This is a genomic window from Kluyvera sp. CHPC 1.2972 (assembly GCF_036759925.1).
Lineage (GTDB): Bacteria > Pseudomonadota > Gammaproteobacteria > Enterobacterales > Enterobacteriaceae > Kluyvera.
Genome location: NZ_JAPKIB010000009.1, coordinates 53,819 through 71,559 on the forward strand (window position 1 = coordinate 53,819; position 17,741 = coordinate 71,559).

Annotated in this window: 16 protein-coding genes; 14 read left to right on the top strand and 2 right to left on the bottom strand. The window is 57.2% G+C overall.

The features are described from left to right. Positions 1–66 precede the first annotated feature (66 nt). Together V6944_RS14945 and V6944_RS14950 are read left to right on the top strand one after the other, a co-directional pair. Positions 67–705 (top strand): DUF1007 family protein, encoded by a 639-nt coding sequence (locus V6944_RS14945; protein ID WP_333499527.1) that lies wholly within the window; start codon positions 67–69, stop codon positions 703–705. Then, complete coding sequence (locus tag V6944_RS14950; RefSeq protein WP_333499528.1) at positions 696–1,676, top strand: nickel/cobalt transporter; 981 nt, start codon at positions 696–698, stop codon at positions 1,674–1,676. The genes V6944_RS14945 and V6944_RS14950 overlap by 10 nt, the downstream gene beginning before the upstream one ends. Positions 1,677–1,757: 81 nt before the next feature. Here V6944_RS14950 and suhB read toward each other — a convergent pair whose 3' ends face one another. Then, positions 1,758–2,561, bottom strand: coding sequence for an inositol-1-monophosphatase (gene suhB / locus V6944_RS14955; RefSeq protein WP_333499529.1), 804 nt, complete (start codon positions 2,559–2,561; stop codon positions 1,758–1,760). Between the two features lie 120 nt (positions 2,562–2,681). Here suhB and trmJ point away from each other — a divergent pair, with 120 nt between their 5' ends. From trmJ to sseB, 11 genes are all read left to right on the top strand, one after another. Further along, positions 2,682–3,413, top strand: a complete 732-nt coding sequence (gene trmJ / locus V6944_RS14960) for a tRNA (cytosine(32)/uridine(32)-2'-O)-methyltransferase TrmJ (protein WP_333499530.1) — start codon at positions 2,682–2,684, stop codon at positions 3,411–3,413. 243 nt (positions 3,414–3,656) lie between these two features. After that, entirely contained in the window at positions 3,657–4,148 is a 492-nt protein-coding gene (iscR, locus tag V6944_RS14965) for a Fe-S cluster assembly transcriptional regulator IscR (RefSeq protein WP_035891361.1), read from the top strand. Positions 4,149–4,312: 164 nt separating this feature from the next. After that, on the top strand, positions 4,313–5,527 hold the full coding sequence (gene iscS, locus V6944_RS14970) for a cysteine desulfurase (protein ID WP_035891364.1): 1,215 nt from the start codon (positions 4,313–4,315) through the stop codon (positions 5,525–5,527). A gap of 25 nt (positions 5,528–5,552) precedes the next feature. Next, positions 5,553–5,939, top strand: a complete 387-nt coding sequence (iscU, locus tag V6944_RS14975; RefSeq protein ID WP_005120408.1) for a Fe-S cluster assembly scaffold IscU — start codon at positions 5,553–5,555, stop codon at positions 5,937–5,939. An 18-nt stretch (positions 5,940–5,957) separates the two neighbouring features. Then, entirely contained in the window at positions 5,958–6,281 is a 324-nt protein-coding gene (iscA, locus tag V6944_RS14980) for an iron-sulfur cluster assembly protein IscA (protein WP_035891367.1), read from the top strand. A 79-nt stretch (positions 6,282–6,360) separates the two neighbouring features. Further along, positions 6,361–6,876, top strand: coding sequence for a co-chaperone HscB (gene hscB, locus V6944_RS14985; RefSeq protein WP_185668886.1), 516 nt, complete (start codon positions 6,361–6,363; stop codon positions 6,874–6,876). 15 nt (positions 6,877–6,891) lie between these two features. After that, positions 6,892–8,742: a Fe-S protein assembly chaperone HscA gene (hscA, locus tag V6944_RS14990; RefSeq protein WP_333499531.1), complete on the top strand. Its 1,851-nt coding sequence runs from the start codon at positions 6,892–6,894 to the stop codon at positions 8,740–8,742. A 1-nt stretch (position 8,743) separates the two neighbouring features. After that, positions 8,744–9,079, top strand: coding sequence for an ISC system 2Fe-2S type ferredoxin (fdx, locus tag V6944_RS14995; RefSeq protein ID WP_035891374.1), 336 nt, complete (start codon positions 8,744–8,746; stop codon positions 9,077–9,079). A gap of 9 nt (positions 9,080–9,088) precedes the next feature. Beyond that, a complete protein-coding gene (gene iscX, locus V6944_RS15000) occupies positions 9,089–9,289 on the top strand; it encodes a Fe-S cluster assembly protein IscX (RefSeq protein ID WP_185668888.1) in 201 nt (66 codons plus the stop codon). A gap of 176 nt (positions 9,290–9,465) precedes the next feature. Next, positions 9,466–10,752 (top strand): aminopeptidase PepB, encoded by a 1,287-nt coding sequence (gene pepB, locus V6944_RS15005; protein WP_333499532.1) that lies wholly within the window; start codon positions 9,466–9,468, stop codon positions 10,750–10,752. 118 nt (positions 10,753–10,870) lie between these two features. Then, the gene (sseB, locus tag V6944_RS15010; protein ID WP_333499533.1) at positions 10,871–11,647 is read left to right on the top strand and encodes an enhanced serine sensitivity protein SseB; all 777 of its coding nucleotides are present in this window, start codon (positions 10,871–10,873) and stop codon (positions 11,645–11,647) included. A gap of 97 nt (positions 11,648–11,744) precedes the next feature. On the opposite strand, the gene sseA is transcribed toward sseB, so the two are convergent. Next, entirely contained in the window at positions 11,745–12,590 is an 846-nt protein-coding gene (gene sseA, locus V6944_RS15015) for a 3-mercaptopyruvate sulfurtransferase (protein ID WP_333499534.1), read from the bottom strand. Between the two features lie 203 nt (positions 12,591–12,793). On the opposite strand from sseA, the gene V6944_RS15020 reads away from it, so the two are divergent. Continuing rightward, positions 12,794–17,740, top strand: a complete 4,947-nt coding sequence (locus V6944_RS15020; protein WP_333499535.1) for an alpha-2-macroglobulin family protein — start codon at positions 12,794–12,796, stop codon at positions 17,738–17,740. The last annotated feature ends 1 nt before the right edge of the window (position 17,741 follow it).

The following is a 17,741-nucleotide window of genomic DNA, read 5'->3' on the forward strand; positions in this document are numbered from 1 at the left end:
CGGCAGCTAATGGGCTTTAGCTAAGGAATGCGGGTGACGGTCACAGAATTTTTCACTGAGGAACCGATGAAGAGAGTGAAACAATGCGCGGTTCTGATGTTTCTTACGGTTTTATCGTTAAACGTCAGCGCACATCCGCACAGCTTTATTACCATCACGAACCAACTGGTGGTGGCTGACGGCAAGCTGACGGGCATGAAAATGCGCTGGGTAATGGATGAACTCACCTCGGCGGATCTGCTCTACGACGCGGGCAACGCGAAGCCGGGCGATGAGGTCTGGAAAAAACTGGCCGCTGAGGTAATGGCGAACGTACTGGGGCAGCACTACTTCACCGAATTCTGGCACGATGGCAAAAAGGTGAAGTTTGAGAACCTGCCAACCGCCTACGGCCTGGCGCGTCAGGGGCATCAGGCGGTGCTGACCTTTACCTTACCGCTGGCGACGCCGCAAACGCTCGCCGGGCAGACTTACACCTTTTCCACCTTCGACCCGACCTATTATGTTGATATGAGTTACGAAAAGGACAGCGATGTGGCGTTTGCCCCAGATTTTAAAGGTGCATGCAAAGTCAGCGTCCACACTCCGCATCCCAACGAGGAGATGCTTTCCTACGCGCAATCGCTCGATAAAGCGGATGCGCCGCCGGAAGATATGGACCTTGGAAAACAGTTTGCACAGAAGGTCACCATCGCATGTCAGTAATTTCTGTTAATCGTCGCGCCTCGCGTCGCTGGCTGTCGCTCTGGCCGCTGTTGTTGTTTTTCGCGGTAGCGGTTATCGGCATACTATGGCTCTGGCAGGCCTGGCCGCAGGTCATGCTGCAAAGCATGGTCTGGCAGCGCGATGTGAACCAGAAGATGAGCGGTTTGCTACAGGCCGTGGCGGAAAACCCGGCTCAGGCGGGTGGGGCGCTGCTGCTGTTCAGCTTTGTCTACGGCGTGCTGCATGCGCTGGGCCCTGGGCACGGAAAGGTGGTGATCACCACGTGGTTGGCCACCCATCCGTCAAAATTAAAATCCAGTATTGGCCTCACGCTTGCGGCTTCTTTATTACAGGGGTTGGTGGCTATTGGCCTGGTGGTCGTGGTGCTGACGCTGTTACGGCTTCCGGCGCGCCAGCTGCACCTCAGCAGTTTCTGGCTGGAGAAGGGCAGCTATGCGCTGGTGGGCGTGCTGGGACTATTACTGTGCTGGCGGGCGCTAAAAAAGCTGCGCACGCTGCTGCGTAAACCGAAGTTCACTGCTTTTACGCCACACCACGTTCATGACCAGCACTGCGGCTGTGGTCATCAACATATGCCGGACCCCAAACAGCTTGAGCGTGATGAAGACTGGCGCGCGAGGCTGATGATTGTGCTGTCGATGGGCATGCGCCCCTGTTCCGGGGCCATAATGGTGCTGCTGTTCAGCAAAGTGATTGGCGTTTTTGGCTGGGGCATTGCTTCTGCACTGGCGATGGCAGCAGGAACGTCGCTCACCATCTCTTCGCTGGCGCTGTTGGTTCACGGTTTTCGCACCCTGGCGGTGAAGCTCAGCGGCACTAAAACGCCGGTACTCTGGCGGCAGGTGGGCTGGACAACGTTGGCGTTAGCGGGTGGGGTGATTCTGCTTGCGGTGGCGGTGGTGATGTGGGTAAGTGCAGTGCCGGTAGGCAGAGGCCTGAGGCCGTTTTAAAAAGCCGGATGGCGGCTACGCCTTATCCGGCCTACACATCATGTAGGCCCGGTAAGCGAAGCGCCACCGGGCTGTACTGACTTAGCGCTTCAGCGCTTCGCTCAGCTCATCACGCATGTTTGCCAGCATGGCTTTCACGATACGTGGGTTACCCGCAACGATGTTGCCGGTCATCATGTAATTATGGCCGCCGGTGAAGTCACAAACGATAGAACCTGCTTCACGAGCGATCAGTTCGCCAGCGGCGAAGTCCCAAGGTTTCAGGCCGATTTCGAAGAAACCGTCAACGCGAGCAGCGGCAACGTAGGCCAGATCCAGCGCAGCGGAACCGGAACGACGGAAGTCCGCACATTCGGTAAACATTTTGCCGAGGATGTTCATATAAGCAGGCGCGTGCTGTTTCACTTTGAACGGGAAACCGGTCGCGATGATGGTGCCATCCAGGTCACGGGCGGTGCTGCCGCGCAGACGGTAACCGTTGAGCTGTGCGCCCTGGCCGCGGGTAGCGGTGAACAGTTCGTTGCGCATTGGATCGTAAACCACAGCCACTTCAGTACGGCCTTTAATGCGTACGGCGATGGAAACGGAGAAGTGTGGAAGACGTTTGATAAAGTTGGTGGTGCCATCCAGTGGATCGATAACCCATTGAACATCCAGATCTTCGCCAACATGTTCACCGCTTTCTTCGGTGATAATGGTGTGTTGCGGGTAAGATTTGCGAATGGTGTCGATAATCATCGCTTCAGCGGCTTTATCAACGTTAGTCACGAAATCGTTGCTGCCTTTCTGGCTCGCTTCAACAGCTTCTGGTGTTTCGTAGTTTTTGGCAATCAGGTTACCCGCCTTGCGCGCTGCGCGCACGGCGATGTTCAGCATCGGATGCATCAGGTTACTCTCACTGGATGTTAAAGAACGGGGAAAACGGCGCATATCATAGCAGCGAATTCGGAATCTGTCTCAGGTTTATGGTAATATGGTCGAATAATCTTTAGACGAAGAATGACAATGCTGCAAAATATCCGAATCGTGCTGGTCGAAACCTCTCACACCGGCAACATGGGCTCCGTGGCCCGCGCTATGAAAACCATGGGCTTAACCAACCTGTGGCTGGTCAATCCGCTGGTGAAACCGGATTCCCAGGCCATCGCCCTGGCGGCCGGTGCCAGCGATGTGATTGGTAACGCGCAGATCGTCGATACCCTTGACGAAGCGCTGGCTGGTTGCAGTCTGGTGGTCGGCACCAGCGCGCGTTCCCGTACGCTGCCATGGCCAATGCTTGACCCGCGCGAGTGTGGTCTGAAAAGCGTCTCTGAAGCCGAACACGCGCCGGTGGCGCTGGTCTTTGGCCGCGAGCGCGTGGGCCTAACCAATGACGAACTGCAGAAATGTCATTACCACGTGGCGATTGCCGCTAACCCGGAATACAGCTCGCTGAACCTGGCGATGGCCGTGCAGGTTATCTCATACGAAGTGCGCATGGCCTGGCTGGCGGCGCAGGAAAGCACGGAACCGAAGGTTGAGCACGACGAGACGCCGTACCCGCTGGTGGACGATCTTGAGCGTTTCTATGGCCACCTGGAGCAGACGCTGCTCGCTACCGGTTTCATTCGAGAAAACCATCCGGGGCAGGTGATGAGCCGTTTACGTCGTCTGTTTACCCGTGCGCGCCCGGAAAGCCAGGAACTGAACATCCTACGTGGGATTCTGGCGTCTATTGAGCAGAAAAACAAAGAGTAAGGTGCATGCCCGGCGGCGCTCCGCTTGGCCGGGCTACACGGCTCTTGTATCCCGGGCGAGGCCTCTGGCCGACCCCGGGAACGGCTCAGAATCAATACCGCACGGAACGCCAAATACCTGACTAAATTACTCAAGTAAATAGTTGACTGTTTTAGTCGGGAATGTCAGACTTGGCCCTGCTATGCAATACCCACAATATTATTAAAAACCCCGGGCAGGGGCGAGTTTGAGGTTAAGTAAGACATGAGACTGACATCTAAAGGGCGTTATGCCGTAACCGCGATGCTGGACGTTGCACTCAACTCCGAAGCGGGCCCGGTGCCGTTGGCTGATATTTCTGAACGTCAGGGAATTTCACTCTCCTATCTGGAGCAGCTGTTCTCCCGTCTGCGTAAAAATGGCTTAGTATCCAGCGTACGCGGACCTGGCGGTGGTTATCTGCTGGGTAAAGAAGCAAACCACATCGCAGTGGGTGAAGTGATTAGCGCAGTGGACGAGTCCGTTGACGCTACCCGCTGTCAGGGGAAAGGTGGCTGCCAGGGCGGCGATAAATGTTTGACCCACGCACTCTGGCGCGATCTGAGCGACCGTCTGACCGGCTTCCTGAACAACATCACCCTCGGTGAACTGGTCAATAACCAGGAAGTTCTGGACGTGTCTGGTCGCCAACATTCGCACGACACCTCCCGCAATACCCGCGTACAAGACGCTATCGACGTTAAGTTACGTGCATAATCCACCTGCTCTGCCGTGTGCCTTATTGGGCGCACGTAGCAGGGCTGGTTATAGATAAAAATGAGATTTCAGAGTCAGGCCGGGACAGCGTCCCGTCAACACGGTCGTACATCCAGCCGGTTGCCTGACTCCTTGCATTGAGTGATGTACGGAGTTAAAGAGCAATGAAATTACCGATTTATCTCGACTACTCCGCAACCACGCCGGTGGACCCGCGTGTTGCCGAGAAAATGATGCAGTTTCTGACCCTGGACGGGACCTTTGGTAACCCGGCCTCTCGTTCACACCGTTTCGGCTGGCAGGCTGAAGAGGCGGTAGATATCGCCCGTAACCAGATTGCCGACCTCGTGGGTGCAGACCCGCGTGAAATCGTCTTTACCTCCGGTGCGACTGAATCCGACAACCTGGCGATTAAAGGTGCAGCCAACTTTTATCAGAAAAAAGGCAAGCACATCATCACCAGCAAAACCGAGCATAAAGCCGTGCTGGACACCTGTCGTCAGCTCGAGCGCGAAGGTTTCGAAATCACCTATCTGGCGCCACAGCGCAACGGCATTATCGATCTCAAAGAGCTCGAAGCAGCCATGCGTGACGACACCATCCTCGTCTCCATCATGCACGTGAACAACGAAATCGGCGTGGTGCAGGATATCGCGACCATCGGCGAAATGTGCCGTGCGCGCGGCATCATCTATCACGTTGATGCAACCCAGAGCGTGGGCAAACTGCCTATCGACCTGAGCCAGCTGAAAGTAGACCTGATGTCCTTCTCCGGTCACAAAATTTACGGTCCAAAAGGTATCGGCGCGCTGTACGTTCGTCGTAAACCACGTATCCGTATCGAAGCGCAGATGCACGGCGGCGGTCACGAGCGCGGCATGCGTTCCGGTACCCTGCCTGTTCACCAGATCGTCGGCATGGGCGAAGCTTACCGTATCGCGAAAGAAGAGATGGAGACCGAAATGGCCCGTCTGCGCGGTCTGCGTAACCGTCTGTGGAACGGCGTGAAGGATATGGAAGAAGTCTACCTGAACGGTGACCTCGAGCAGGGCGCACCAAACATCCTCAACGTGAGCTTTAACTACGTTGAAGGCGAGTCCCTGATTATGGCGCTGAAAGACCTGGCGGTTTCCTCTGGTTCCGCATGTACTTCCGCAAGCCTTGAGCCATCCTACGTGCTGCGCGCACTGGGCATGACCGATGAGCTGGCGCATAGCTCCATTCGTTTCTCTTTAGGTCGTTTCACTACCGAAGAAGAGATTGACTACACCATCAATCTGGTTCGCAACTCCATTGGCCGTCTGCGCGACCTTTCTCCACTGTGGGAAATGTTCAAGCAGGGCGTGGATCTGAACAGCATTGAATGGTCGCATCATTAATCGGTACCGATAAGGAGAATTCATCATGGCTTACAGCGAAAAAGTAATCGATCACTACGAGAACCCACGTAACGTAGGTTCCTTCGACAACAGCGACGAGAGCGTCGGCAGCGGCATGGTCGGTGCTCCGGCCTGCGGCGACGTGATGAAGTTGCAGATTAAAGTCAACAATGAAGGTATCATTGAAGACGCGCGTTTCAAGACCTACGGCTGCGGTTCCGCCATTGCTTCCAGCTCCCTCGTCACCGAGTGGGTAAAAGGGAAATCCCTGGACGAAGCACAGGCGATTAAAAATACCGATATTGCAGACGAGCTTGAACTGCCACCAGTGAAAATTCACTGTTCAATCCTGGCAGAAGACGCGATTAAAGCCGCCATTGCGGATTACAAAAGCAAACGTGAAGCAAAATAATTAAGAGTTGAGGTTTTTATGTCGATTACCTTAAGCGACAGTGCAGCAGCGCGAGTCAATACCTTCCTGTCAAACCGCGGTAAAGGGTTTGGTCTGCGTCTTGGCGTGAGAACGTCCGGCTGTTCAGGTATGGCCTATGTACTGGAATTTGTTGACGAGCCGGCGGCAGAAGATACCGTTTTCGAAGACAAAGGCGTGAAGGTTGTCATTGACGGTAAGAGCCTGCAATTTCTTGATGGCACGCAGCTCGACTTCGTAAAAGAAGGTCTGAACGAAGGGTTTAAATTCACTAACCCGAACGTGAAAGACGAGTGCGGTTGCGGCGAAAGCTTTAACGTCTGATTTTGAGTCCTGCCAACCCCACCCATGGTTTTATCGCTGTGCGTGGGGTTTGTTTTAAATAGTTAACCCTGAGATCGTCATGGATTACTTCACTCTCTTTGGATTGCCAGCCGGTTATCACGTAGACACTCAGGCCCTCGCGGCACGCTTCCAGGACCTGCAGCGTCAGAACCACCCCGACCGATTTGCTAGCGGCAGCGACGCGGAACAGCTCGCGGCGGTTCAGCGTTCTGCGAACATCAACCAGGCCTGGCAAACGTTGCGTCACCCGTTGATGCGCGCCGAATACCTACTTTCCCTGCATGGCTTTGATCTCGCCTCGGAACAGCATACCGTGCGCGATACCGCGTTCCTGATGGAACAGCTGGAACTGCGCGAAGAGCTGGACGAGATTGAACAGGCAAAAGATACCGACCGCCTGGAAGGGCTGATTAAGCGTATCAAAGCAATGTATAGCCAACGCCAGCAGCAGATGGTGGCGGAACTCGATTCGCAAACGTGGGAAGCGGCGGCGGATACCGTCCGTAAACTGCGTTTTCTCGATAAACTCCAAAGCAGCGCTGAATTACTCGAAGAAAAGCTGCTCGATTTCTGATTCTGGAAGCTTAACATGGCCTTATTACAAATTAGTGAGCCGGGTCTAAGCGCCGCGCCGCACCAGCGTCGTCTGGCGGTGGGCATTGACTTAGGTACCACCAATTCCCTGGTGGCTACCGTGCGTAGCGGCCAGGCGGAAACGCTGGCCGACAATCAGGGGCGTCACCTGCTGCCTTCCGTTGTGCACTATCAGGAGCAGGGCCACGTGGTCGGCTACGATGCGCGCACCAACGCCGCGCTGGACCCCGCTAACACCATTAGCTCCGTTAAACGCATGATGGGCCGTTCGCTGGCGGATATCCAGACGCGCTACCCACACCTGCCGTACCAGTTCCAGGCAAGCGAAAACGGCCTGCCGATGCTGGTGACCAAAGCCGGTGTACTGAACCCAATCCGCGTCTCTGCCGATATCCTCAAAGCGCTGGCGGCTCGTGCCACCGAAACGCTTGAGGGTGAGCTTGATGGCGTGGTAATTACCGTTCCCGCTTACTTTGACGACGCCCAGCGTCAGGGCACCAAAGACGCCGCGCGTCTGGCGGGCCTGCACGTACTGCGTCTGCTGAACGAACCGACTGCGGCGGCCATTGCCTACGGCCTCGACTCCGGTCAGGAAGGGGTGATTGCCGTCTACGATCTGGGTGGCGGTACCTTCGATATCTCTATTTTGCGTCTGAGCCGCGGCGTGTTTGAAGTGCTGGCTACCGGCGGGGATTCCGCGCTGGGTGGCGACGACTTCGACCACCTGCTGGCCGACCATATCCGCGAACAGGCAGGCATTGCCGATCGCAGCGACAACCGCGTTCAGCGCGAGCTGCTTGACGCCGCCATCGCCGCTAAAATCGCCCTGAGCGATGCCGACCACGTGACCGTTGAGGTCGCGGGCTGGAAAGGCGAGGTGACCCGCGAACAGTTTAACGACCTGATTTCCGCACTGGTGAAACGCACGCTGCTGGCCTGTCGTCGCGCATTGAAAGATGCGGGTGTGGAAGCCGAAGAGGTGCTGGAAGTGGTGATGGTCGGCGGTTCTACCCGCGTACCGCTGGTGCGTGAACGCGTAGGCGAGTTCTTTGGCCGTACGCCACTGACCTCTATCGACCCGGATAAAGTGGTCGCTATTGGCGCCGCCGTACAGGCTGATATTCTGGTCGGCAACAAGCCGGACAGCGAAATGCTGCTGCTCGACGTGATCCCGCTCTCTCTCGGCCTCGAAACCATGGGCGGCCTGGTAGAGAAGGTTATCCCGCGTAACACCACCATTCCGGTAGCGCGTGCGCAGGAGTTCACCACCTTCAAAGACGGCCAGACCGCGATGTCCATCCACGTGATGCAGGGCGAGCGCGAACTGGTGCAGGACTGCCGTTCACTGGCGCGTTTTGCGCTTCGCGGGATTCCGGCGCTGCCGGCTGGCGGCGCACACATTCGCGTAACCTTCCAGGTGGACGCCGATGGCCTGCTGAGCGTCACCGCCATGGAGAAATCCACCGGCGTTGAGTCCTCTATTCAGGTGAAGCCGTCCTACGGACTGACCGATGGCGAAATCGCCACCATGATTCAGGATTCCATGAGCTATGCCGAGCAGGACGTGAAAGCACGTATGCTGGCAGAGCAGAAAGTGGAAGCCGCTCGCGTGCTGGAAAGCCTGCACAGCGCGCTGGCCGCTGATGCCGCGCTGTTAAGCGCCGCAGAGCGTCAGGAGATTGACGAGGCTGCCGCCGTGCTGAGCGCGGTTGCCGAGGGCAATGACACTGACGCCATAGAACAAGCCATTAAAAACGTTGACAAACAAACCCAGGAATTCGCCGCTCGCCGCATGGACCAATCCGTCCGTGTCGCGCTGAAAGGCCAATCCGTGGACGAGGTTTAATATGCCAAAGATTGTTTTTTTGCCACATCAGGACCTGTGTCCGGATGGCATCGTTGTGGAAGCTGAGACCGGTGAAACGATTCTGGATGCTGCGCTGCGTAGCGGTATCGAGATTGAACACGCCTGCGAAAAATCCTGTGCCTGCACCACCTGCCACTGCATCGTGCGTGAAGGTTTCGACTCGCTGCCAGAAAGCACCGAAGACGAAGACGATATGCTGGATAAAGCTTGGGGGCTGGAACCAGATAGCCGCCTGAGCTGCCAGGCCCGCGTCACGGATGAAGACCTGGTGGTCGAAATTCCGCGTTACACAATTAACCACGCGCGCGAGCACTAAGAGGATAGTATGGGACTTAAGTGGACTGACAGCCGCGAAATCGGCGAAGCGCTGTACGATGCTTACCCGGATACCGATCCGAAAACGGTGCGCTTCACCGACATGCACCAGTGGATTTGCGACCTCGAAGATTTTGATGATGATCCTCAGGCATCAAATGAAAAAATCCTTGAGGCAATTCTGCTAGTCTGGTTGGATGAAGCAGAATAATTTTTGCGTCATGATTCGCGCCGCAGGTGCGTTGGCTACGCTCGCTCACCCCAGTCACATAGTTTGCTATGCTCCCGGGGATTCGCTCACTTGCTGCCTTCTTGCAACGCGAATCATTTAGCAAAAGACATAACGGGCTGCCATTCGGCGGCCCGTTTGCTAATAAGGATAAAAAAATGACACAAGCCATGAAAATTACCCTTTCTACTCAGCCAGCCGATGCGCGCTGGGGTGAAAAAGCGGCCTATAGCATTAATGATGAAGGTATTGTCCTGCACCTGACTGGCCGCGACGACGCGGGCCTTATCCAGCGCGCGGCGCGTAAAATCGACGGCATGGGCATCAAGCACGTTGACCTGTCTGGCGAAGGCTGGAACGTCGACCTCGCCTGGGCTTTCTGGGCAGGCTATAAAGGGCCGAAAGGCACCCGTCAGGTTGAATGGCCTGAGCTGGACGATGTACAGCGCCAGGAACTGGACAACCGTCTGACCTACATTGACTGGGTACGTGACACCATCAACGCCCCGGCGGAAGAGCTGGGTCCAGAACAGTTGGCGCAGCGTGCGGTTGACCTGCTGTGCGGCGTGGCGTGCGACAACGTCTCTTACCGCATCACCAAAGGCGAAGATCTGCGTGAGCAGGGTTACGCTGGCCTGCACACCGTGGGCCGTGGTTCTGAACGTCCGCCGGTACTGCTGGCGCTGGACTACAACCCAACGGGCGATAAAGAAGCGCCGGTTTACGCCTGCCTGGTCGGTAAAGGTATCACCTTCGATTCCGGCGGCTACAGCATCAAACAGAGTGCGTTCATGGACTCCATGAAGTCCGATATGGGCGGTGCGGCAACCGTGACCGGTGCGCTGGCGCTGGCGATTACCCGCGGTCTGAACAAGCGCGTAAAACTGTACCTGTGCTGTGCGGATAACCTGATCAGCGGCAACGCCTTCAAACTTGGCGATATCATCCACTACCGGAACGGTAAAAATGTGGAAGTGATGAACACCGATGCAGAAGGTCGCCTGGTGCTGGCCGATGGCCTGATTGATGCCAGCGCGCAGAAACCGGAGCTTATCATCGACGCGGCAACCCTGACCGGGGCGGCAAAAACCGCGCTGGGCAACGATTACCACGCGCTGTTTAGCTTTGATGACCAACTGGCGAACCGTCTGCTGGCGAGCGCCAGTGCGGAAAATGAAGCCTTCTGGCGCCTGCCGCTGGCCGAGTTCCACCGCAACCAACTGCCGTCTAACTTTGCTGAGCTGAACAACACCGGCAGCGCAGCCTACCCGGCGGGCGCAAGCACCGCGGCGGGCTTCCTGTCCCACTTCGTGGAAAACTACCACCAGGGTTGGCTGCACATCGACTGCTCTGCCACCTACCGCAAATCTGCCGTCGAGCAGTGGTCGGCGGGTGCCACCGGGCTGGGCGTGCGGACTATCGCGAATCTGTTGACCGCCGAGTAATCTTTTCCCCTCACCCTAACCCTCTCCCCAAAGGGGAGAGGTGACCCACCCATTTTTCTCCCTCGCCCCTTGGGGGAGAGGGCCGGGGTGAGGGGTATTCACACCTTCTGGAAGCACTATGTCTGAAACCAAAAACGAACTCGAAACGCTGCTGGAACAGGCGGCAACCGAACCCGCTCATCGCCCGGCCTTTTTTCGCACTTTACTGGAGTCCACCGTCTGGGTGCCCGGCAGTGCCGCCGATGACCAGCAGGTTGTTGACGATAGCGCCTTAGAACTACAGCACTGGGAAAAAGACGACGGCACCTCGGTTATCCCGTTTTTTACCTCGCTGGAAGCGCTGAAAGACGCGGTCACCACCGAGCAGGCGTTTGTGGTCATGCCGGTGCGCACGTTGTTTGAAATGACGCTCGGCGAAACGTTGTTCCTCAACGCGAAGCTGCCGACCGGCAAAGAGTTTACCCCGCGTGAAATCAGCCACCTGATTGGCGAAGAGGGCAACCCGCTCAGTACGCAGGAAGTGCTGGAAGGCGGCAGTGCGCTGCTGCTCTCTGAAGTTGCAGAGCCACCGGCCCAAATGGTGGAGTCGCTGACCACGCTGTTTAAAACCCTGAAAACGGTGAAGCGTGCGTTTATCTGCTCCATTAAAGAGCGCGCGGACGAGCAGCCGAATCTGCTGATTGGTATTGAAGCGGAAGGGGATATCGAAGAGATTATTCATGCCGCGGGCAGCGTGGCGACCGACACCTTACCGGGTGATGAACCGATTGATATCTGTCAGGTGGTGGAAGGCGAGAAGGGCATCAGCCACTTTATGCTGGCGCATATCACGCCGTTCTATGAAAAACGCTGGGGCAGTTTCCTGCGTGATTTTAAGCAGAACCGAATCATTTGAAACCATGCCGGATGGTGGCGTAAACGCTTTGTCCGGCCTGCATTCGTAGCCCGGGCGAGGCGTTATACGCCGACCCCGGGATGACACGGCCCCGCTGTTACCTCTGAGGCTCAATCGGCAAATCGTCGCGCGCGCCCCATTCACTCCAGGCACCGTCATACAGCACGACCTCTTTCGCCCCCAACGTCTCCAGCGCCAGCAGAACCACCGCTGCCGTCACGCCTGAGCCACAGCTGGTGATAATCGGCTGATTAAGGTCTACGCCTTGACGAGCAAAAATCATTTCCAGTTCGTCCGTGGTCTTCAGTTCGCCGTTGAACGTCAGTTCGTTCCACGGCACGTTCAACGCACCGGGAATATGGCCGCGCCGCAGACCAGGGCGTGGTTCATCCACTTCGGCATTAAAGCGAGCGGCTGGACGAGCATCGACAATCTGTACCGAGCGCTCATGGCTCGCCAGCAGCACATCGGTCAGGCGCACAACGGCCTCGGCGTTGAACTTAACCTCAAACTCACCTTCACCGGCATCAACATCACCCTGTTCGAGCAGCAGTTCATCGCGCTGCCAGCCCGCGAGCCCGCCCGCCAGAATAGAGACGTTCTCTACCCCGAAGGTTTTCAGCATCCACCATGCGCGCGGCGCGGAGAACAGATTACCCTCGTCATACACCACTAAATGACGGTCGCTGTTGACGCCCAGTTCGCGCATGGCGACGGCGAAAGCTTCCGGGCGCGGCATCATATGCGGCAGCGTTGAGGTGTGATCGGAGAGCGCTTCAATATCAAAGAACCGCGCGCCAGGCAGGTGACCTGCACGGTATTCACTCGCCATATCCCGGTGCTCTTGCCCTGGAGGGGCCATCCGCGCATCAATAATTTGAATTGCCGGATCGTTAAGGTGTTCAGCCAGCCAATCGGCGGCGACAAAAAAAGAGGTGGTCATTGAGTGCCTCCATTTGCAAATGTAGAGGAATTGTCGGCGTTTTCCGGAGAGCTGACAAGTTAGCAACGTTGCGGTTGTGATTAAGGCTATATATGAATTCTGAAAATCAGCCCAGAAATGAGCGTGCTATTGGTAAAAGTCACGTTTGCACATAATACTATGTCAATTAACGAAATAGAGACTTAACGTCAGAGGTTATAAGGATGAAACCGTTCCGTTTAGCCGTGCTTGCTATGCTGGCCGCCTCGCTCCTGTCCGGGTGCGACGACAGCGACAAAGCTCAGGATGTCAAACCCGCCGCCTCCTCGACGGCGTCGCAAAACGTCGCACCGGTTAAACCGGATGCCGCACAGCTGGCGAAGCTTGCCCAGCAGAGCGAGGGTAAAGCACTCACGCTACTGGATGCCTCAGAGGTTCAACTCGACGGTGCGGCAACGCTGGTGCTGACGTTCTCTATTGCGCTCAACCCCGATCAGGATTTCAGCAAAACCGTCCACGTGGTGGATAAGAAAAGCGGCAAGGTGGACGGTGCCTGGGAGCTGGCGCCGAACCTGAAGGAGCTGCGGCTGCGGCATCTGGAGCCGAAGCGCGATCTGATTGTCACCGTTGACCCAGAGCTTGCTGCGCTGAATAAGGCCACCTTCGGCACCAGCGTGGAGAAAACGCTAACCACCCGTGATATTGCCCCAAGCGTTGGTTTTGCCAGCCGCGGCTCGCTGCTGCCGGGCAAAGTGGTGGACGGGCTGCCGGTAATGGTGCTCAACGTACCGCACGTGGACGTCAACTTCTTCCGCGTGAAGCCGGAATCGCTGGCGGCGTTTGTCAGCCAGTGGGAGTACCGCAGTTCGCTTAGCAACTGGGAGTCCGACGAACTGCTGAAAATGGCGGACCTGGTTTACACCGGGCGTTTCGACCTCAACCCGGCACGCAACACGCGGGAAAAACTGCTGCTGCCGCTGAAAGATATTGCGCCGCTGCAGCAGTCCGGCGTCTATATCGCGGTAATGAATCCGGCGGGCCAGTACAGCTACAGTAATGCCGCTACGCTCTTTACGCTCAGCGACGTTGGCGTGTCGTTACACCGTTACCACAACCAGCTTGATGTATTCACCCAAAGCCTTGAAAACGGCGGAGCCCAGTCGGCGGTTGAGCTCACACTGCTCAATGACAAAGGGCAAACTCTGGCGCAGGCGACCAGCGATGCTCAGGGACATGCGGTCCTGAAAACCGACAAAGACGCTGCGCTGCTGCTGGCGCGCAAAGAGGGGCAAACCACCTTACTTGACCTCAAGCTGCCGGCGCTCGATCTGGCAGAGTTTGACGTGGCAGGTGACCCTGGCTTCAGCAAACAGTTCTTTATGTTTGGCCCGCGCGATCTTTATCGTCCCGGCGAAACGGTGATCCTCAACGGTCTGCTGCGGGATGGCGATGGCAAAGCGTTACCGGAACAACCGGTGAAGCTGGAGGTAGTGAAACCTGACGGGCAGGTGATCCGCAGCGTCGTCAGCCAGCCGGTGAATGGTCTCTATCAGTTTACCTATCCGCTGGACAGCAGTGCGGCAACCGGCATGTGGCATATTCGCGCCAATACCGGCGATAACCAGCCGCGTGAATGGGATTTCCACGTCGAAGACTTTATGCCAGAACGTATGGCGCTCAACCTGACGCCGCAGCCGACGCCGCTTGCACCGGATGATGACGTGAAGTTTGACGTGTCGGGCTACTATCTTTACGGCGCACCGGCCAGCGGCAATAGCCTGCAGGGGAAACTGTTTTTACGTCCGTTGCGCGAAGCCGTTGCCGCGCTGCCGGGCTTCCAGTTTGGCGATATTGCCGAACAAAATACCACCCGTAGCCTTGATGAAATGAATCTGGCGCTGGATGCCAAAGGTCACGGAGAAGTGACCACCGTCAGCCAGTGGCAGGAGACACATTCGCCGCTGCAGGTGATTCTTCAGGCCAGTCTGCTCGAGTCTGGCGGTCGTCCGGTGACTCGTCGCGCCACCCAGGCCATCTGGCCAGCCTCTGAGCTACCGGGTATTCGCCCGCAGTTCGCCAGTAAGGCGGTCTATGACTACCGTACCGACACCACGGTGAATCAGCCGATCGTTGAAGAAAACAGCCAGGCGGCGTTTGATATCGTCTACACCGACGCCCAGGGTGAAAAAAAGGCCGTTTCTGATCTTCAGGTGAGGCTGATTCGCGAACGCCGCGATTACTACTGGAACTGGTCGGAAAGCGACGGCTGGCAGTCACGCTTCGATCAAAAAGATCTGGTCGAAGGTGAAGAGACGCTGGCGTTGAAAGCCGATGAAACCGGTAAAGTCAGCTTCCCGGTAGAGTGGGGCGCATATCGATTAGAAGTGAAGGCACCGAATGATGCGGTGAGCAGCGTGCGTTTCTGGGCAGGCTATAGCTGGCAGGACAACAGCGACGGTAGCGGCGCGGCGCGCCCGGATCGCGTGACGCTGAAACTCGATAAACCGAGCTATCGTCCAGGCGATACTATCAAGCTACACGTTGCTGCTCCGGCAGCAGGTAAAGGCTATGCCATGGTGGAGTCCAGCGACGGCCCGCTGTGGTGGCAGGAAATTAACGTCCCGGCCGAAGGGCTGGATCTCACCATTCCGGTGGATAAAAGCTGGAATCGTCACGACCTCTATCTCAGCACGCTGGTGGTGCGTCCGGGCGACAAGTCCCGCTCTGCCACGCCGAAACGGGCCGTGGGTTTGTTGCATCTGCCGCTCGGCGACGAACAACGCCGTCTGGATGTGACGCTGGAGGGGCCGCAGAAAATGCGTCCAAACCTACCGCTGACCGTCAAGGTCAAAGTGAATCGCAAAGAGGGCGATACGCCGAAGCAGGTAAACGTGCTGCTCTCAGCCGTTGATAGCGGTGTGCTGAATATTACCGACTACACCACCCCCGACCCATGGCAGGCGTTCTTTGGCCAGAAACGCTACGGCGCGGATATTTACGATATCTACGGTCAGGTAATTGAAGGCCAGGGGAGACTGGCGAGCCTGCGCTTTGGTGGCGACGGCGACGAACTGAATCGCGGCGGCAAACCGCCGGTGAACCACGTCACCATTATTGCCGAACAGGCGCAGCCGGTAACGCTTGATGAGAATGGCGAGGGCACCGTTACGTTGCCTATCGGCGATTTTAACGGCGAGCTGAGAGTCATGGCGCAGGCGTGGACGGCGGAAGATTTTGGCAGCAGCGAGTCGAAGGTCGTGGTTGCCGCGCCGGTGGTGGTTGAACTGAATACGCCGCGCTTTATGGCCGGCGGCGACAGCGCGCGTCTGACGCTGGACGTCACCAACCTGACGGACAAACCGCAGACGCTCAACGTGCAGTTAGCGGCCAGCGGCCTGTTACAGCTGAAAAGCGCGCAGCCGGAGCCGGTTACGCTGGAGCTAGGTGTACGCCATACGCTTTTTGTCCCGGTTAGCGCTGGTGAAGGATACGGTGATGGTGAAGTCAATGTCACGGTGACGGGCATGACGCTACCGGGTGAAACCCTGGCCGATTTCCACAAACAGTGGAAAATCGGCGTGCGTCCGGCCTATCCGGCGCAAACCGTTAATAGCGGTGCGGTACTGCAACCGGGTGAAAGTTGGAGCGTTGCGGAAAATCAGCATCTGAATTTCTCACCGGTTACGCTACAGGGGCAACTGCTGCTGAGTGGTAAACCGCCGCTTAACCTGGCGCGCTATATCCGTGAACTCAAAGCCTATCCGTACGGCTGCCTGGAACAGACCGCCAGCGGCCTTTTCCCGCAGCTTTATACCAACGCCGCACAGCTGAAAACGCTGGGCATTGTGGGGGATAGCGACGACAAACGCCGTGCAGCGGTAGATATCGGTATCTCTCGCCTGCTGCAAATGCAGAAAGATAACGGTGGCTTTGCGCTGTGGGATAAAGATGGCCCGGAAGAGTACTGGCTGACCGCCTACGTGATGGACTTCCTGGTGCGCGCGGGCGAACAGGGCTATAGCGTACCAGCAGAAGCGATTAACAAAGGCAACAACCGCCTGCTGCGCTACCTGCAGGAGCCGGGGCTGATGAGCGTACGCTATACCGATGATAACGCGGCAAGCCGCTTCGCCATTCAGTCCTATGCGGGTCTGGTGCTGGCGCGGCAGCAAAAAGCGCCGCTCGGCGCGCTGCGCGAATTGTGGGAACGTCGCGCTCAGGCGGGTTCCGGACTGCCGTTAATGCAGCTAGGCATTGCGCTAAAAGCAATGGGGGATGCGCCACGCAGCGAACAGGCTATCCAGCTTTCGCTCACCACCAAACGTGAGGATCAGCGGCGCTGGCTGGCGGACTACGGCAGTGCGCTTCGCGATAACGCGCTGATGCTTTCGCTGCTGGAAGAGAACAAGCTGCTGCCGGACGCGCAAAACACGCTGCTGCAAACGCTCTCTGAGCAGGCGTTCAGCGAGCGCTGGCTGTCAACCCAGGAGAACAATGCGCTGTTCCTGGCGGCGAAAGGTGTGCTGGATCTCCCCGGCAACTGGCAGGCGCAGACCTCGTTTGCAAGCCAGCCGCTGCAAGGGGATAAAGCGCTGACGCGGAATCTCGACGGCGACCAGCTCGCTACATTGACGGTGACCAACAAAGGCGAACAGCCGCTGTGGCTGCGTCTGGATAGCACCGGCTACCCGGAAAATGCGCCTGCGGCGTCCAGCAACGTGCTCCACATCGAGCGCCAGTTCTACGGCACCGACGGGCAGCGTAAATCACTCTCTTCCCTGCGCAGCGGCGAGCTGGTGTTGGTGAAGCTGGACGTTAACGCCAGTCAGAACGTGCCGGATACGTTGGTCGTCGACATGCTGCCAGCAGGGCTGGAACTGGAAAACCAGAATCTGGCGAACAGCAGCGCTAATCTGCAGGATAACGGCACTGAAGTGCAGGAATGGCTTAACCAGATGCAGCAGGCGGATATCCAGCACATGGAGTTCCGCGACGATCGCTTTGTGGCGGCGGTTGCCGTCAGTGCGAATCAGCCGGTTACGTTGGTCTACCTGGCGCGTGCGGTGATGCCGGGGACCTACCGCGTGCCGCCGTCGCAGGTTGAGTCTATGTATGTACCGGGCTGGCGCGCCGTTGGGGCAGCGGACGATATGCTGATCGTTGTGCCGTAGG

Excerpts from the sequence above, each read along its gene's own strand:
- V6944_RS15020 (WP_333499535.1), top strand. The coding sequence starts at position 12,794 with ATGAAACCGTTCCGTTTAGCCGTGCTTGCTATGCTGGCCGCCTCGCTC.
- V6944_RS14950 (WP_333499528.1), top strand. The coding sequence starts at position 696 with ATGTCAGTAATTTCTGTTAATCGTCGCGCCTCGCGTCGCTGGCTGTCG.
- hscA (WP_333499531.1), top strand. The coding sequence starts at position 6,892 with ATGGCCTTATTACAAATTAGTGAGCCGGGTCTAAGCGCCGCGCCGCAC.
- fdx (WP_035891374.1), top strand. The coding sequence starts at position 8,744 with ATGCCAAAGATTGTTTTTTTGCCACATCAGGACCTGTGTCCGGATGGC.
- iscR (WP_035891361.1), top strand. The coding sequence starts at position 3,657 with ATGAGACTGACATCTAAAGGGCGTTATGCCGTAACCGCGATGCTGGAC.
- iscS (WP_035891364.1), top strand. The coding sequence starts at position 4,313 with ATGAAATTACCGATTTATCTCGACTACTCCGCAACCACGCCGGTGGAC.
- sseB (WP_333499533.1), top strand. The coding sequence starts at position 10,871 with ATGTCTGAAACCAAAAACGAACTCGAAACGCTGCTGGAACAGGCGGCA.
- iscU (WP_005120408.1), top strand. The coding sequence starts at position 5,553 with ATGGCTTACAGCGAAAAAGTAATCGATCACTACGAGAACCCACGTAAC.
- suhB (WP_333499529.1), bottom strand. The coding sequence starts at position 2,561 with ATGCATCCGATGCTGAACATCGCCGTGCGCGCAGCGCGCAAGGCGGGT.
- iscA (WP_035891367.1), top strand. The coding sequence starts at position 5,958 with ATGTCGATTACCTTAAGCGACAGTGCAGCAGCGCGAGTCAATACCTTC.
- sseA (WP_333499534.1), bottom strand. The coding sequence starts at position 12,590 with ATGACCACCTCTTTTTTTGTCGCCGCCGATTGGCTGGCTGAACACCTT.
- iscX (WP_185668888.1), top strand. The coding sequence starts at position 9,089 with ATGGGACTTAAGTGGACTGACAGCCGCGAAATCGGCGAAGCGCTGTAC.
- V6944_RS14945 (WP_333499527.1), top strand. The coding sequence starts at position 67 with ATGAAGAGAGTGAAACAATGCGCGGTTCTGATGTTTCTTACGGTTTTA.
- pepB (WP_333499532.1), top strand. The coding sequence starts at position 9,466 with ATGACACAAGCCATGAAAATTACCCTTTCTACTCAGCCAGCCGATGCG.
- trmJ (WP_333499530.1), top strand. The coding sequence starts at position 2,682 with ATGCTGCAAAATATCCGAATCGTGCTGGTCGAAACCTCTCACACCGGC.
- hscB (WP_185668886.1), top strand. The coding sequence starts at position 6,361 with ATGGATTACTTCACTCTCTTTGGATTGCCAGCCGGTTATCACGTAGAC.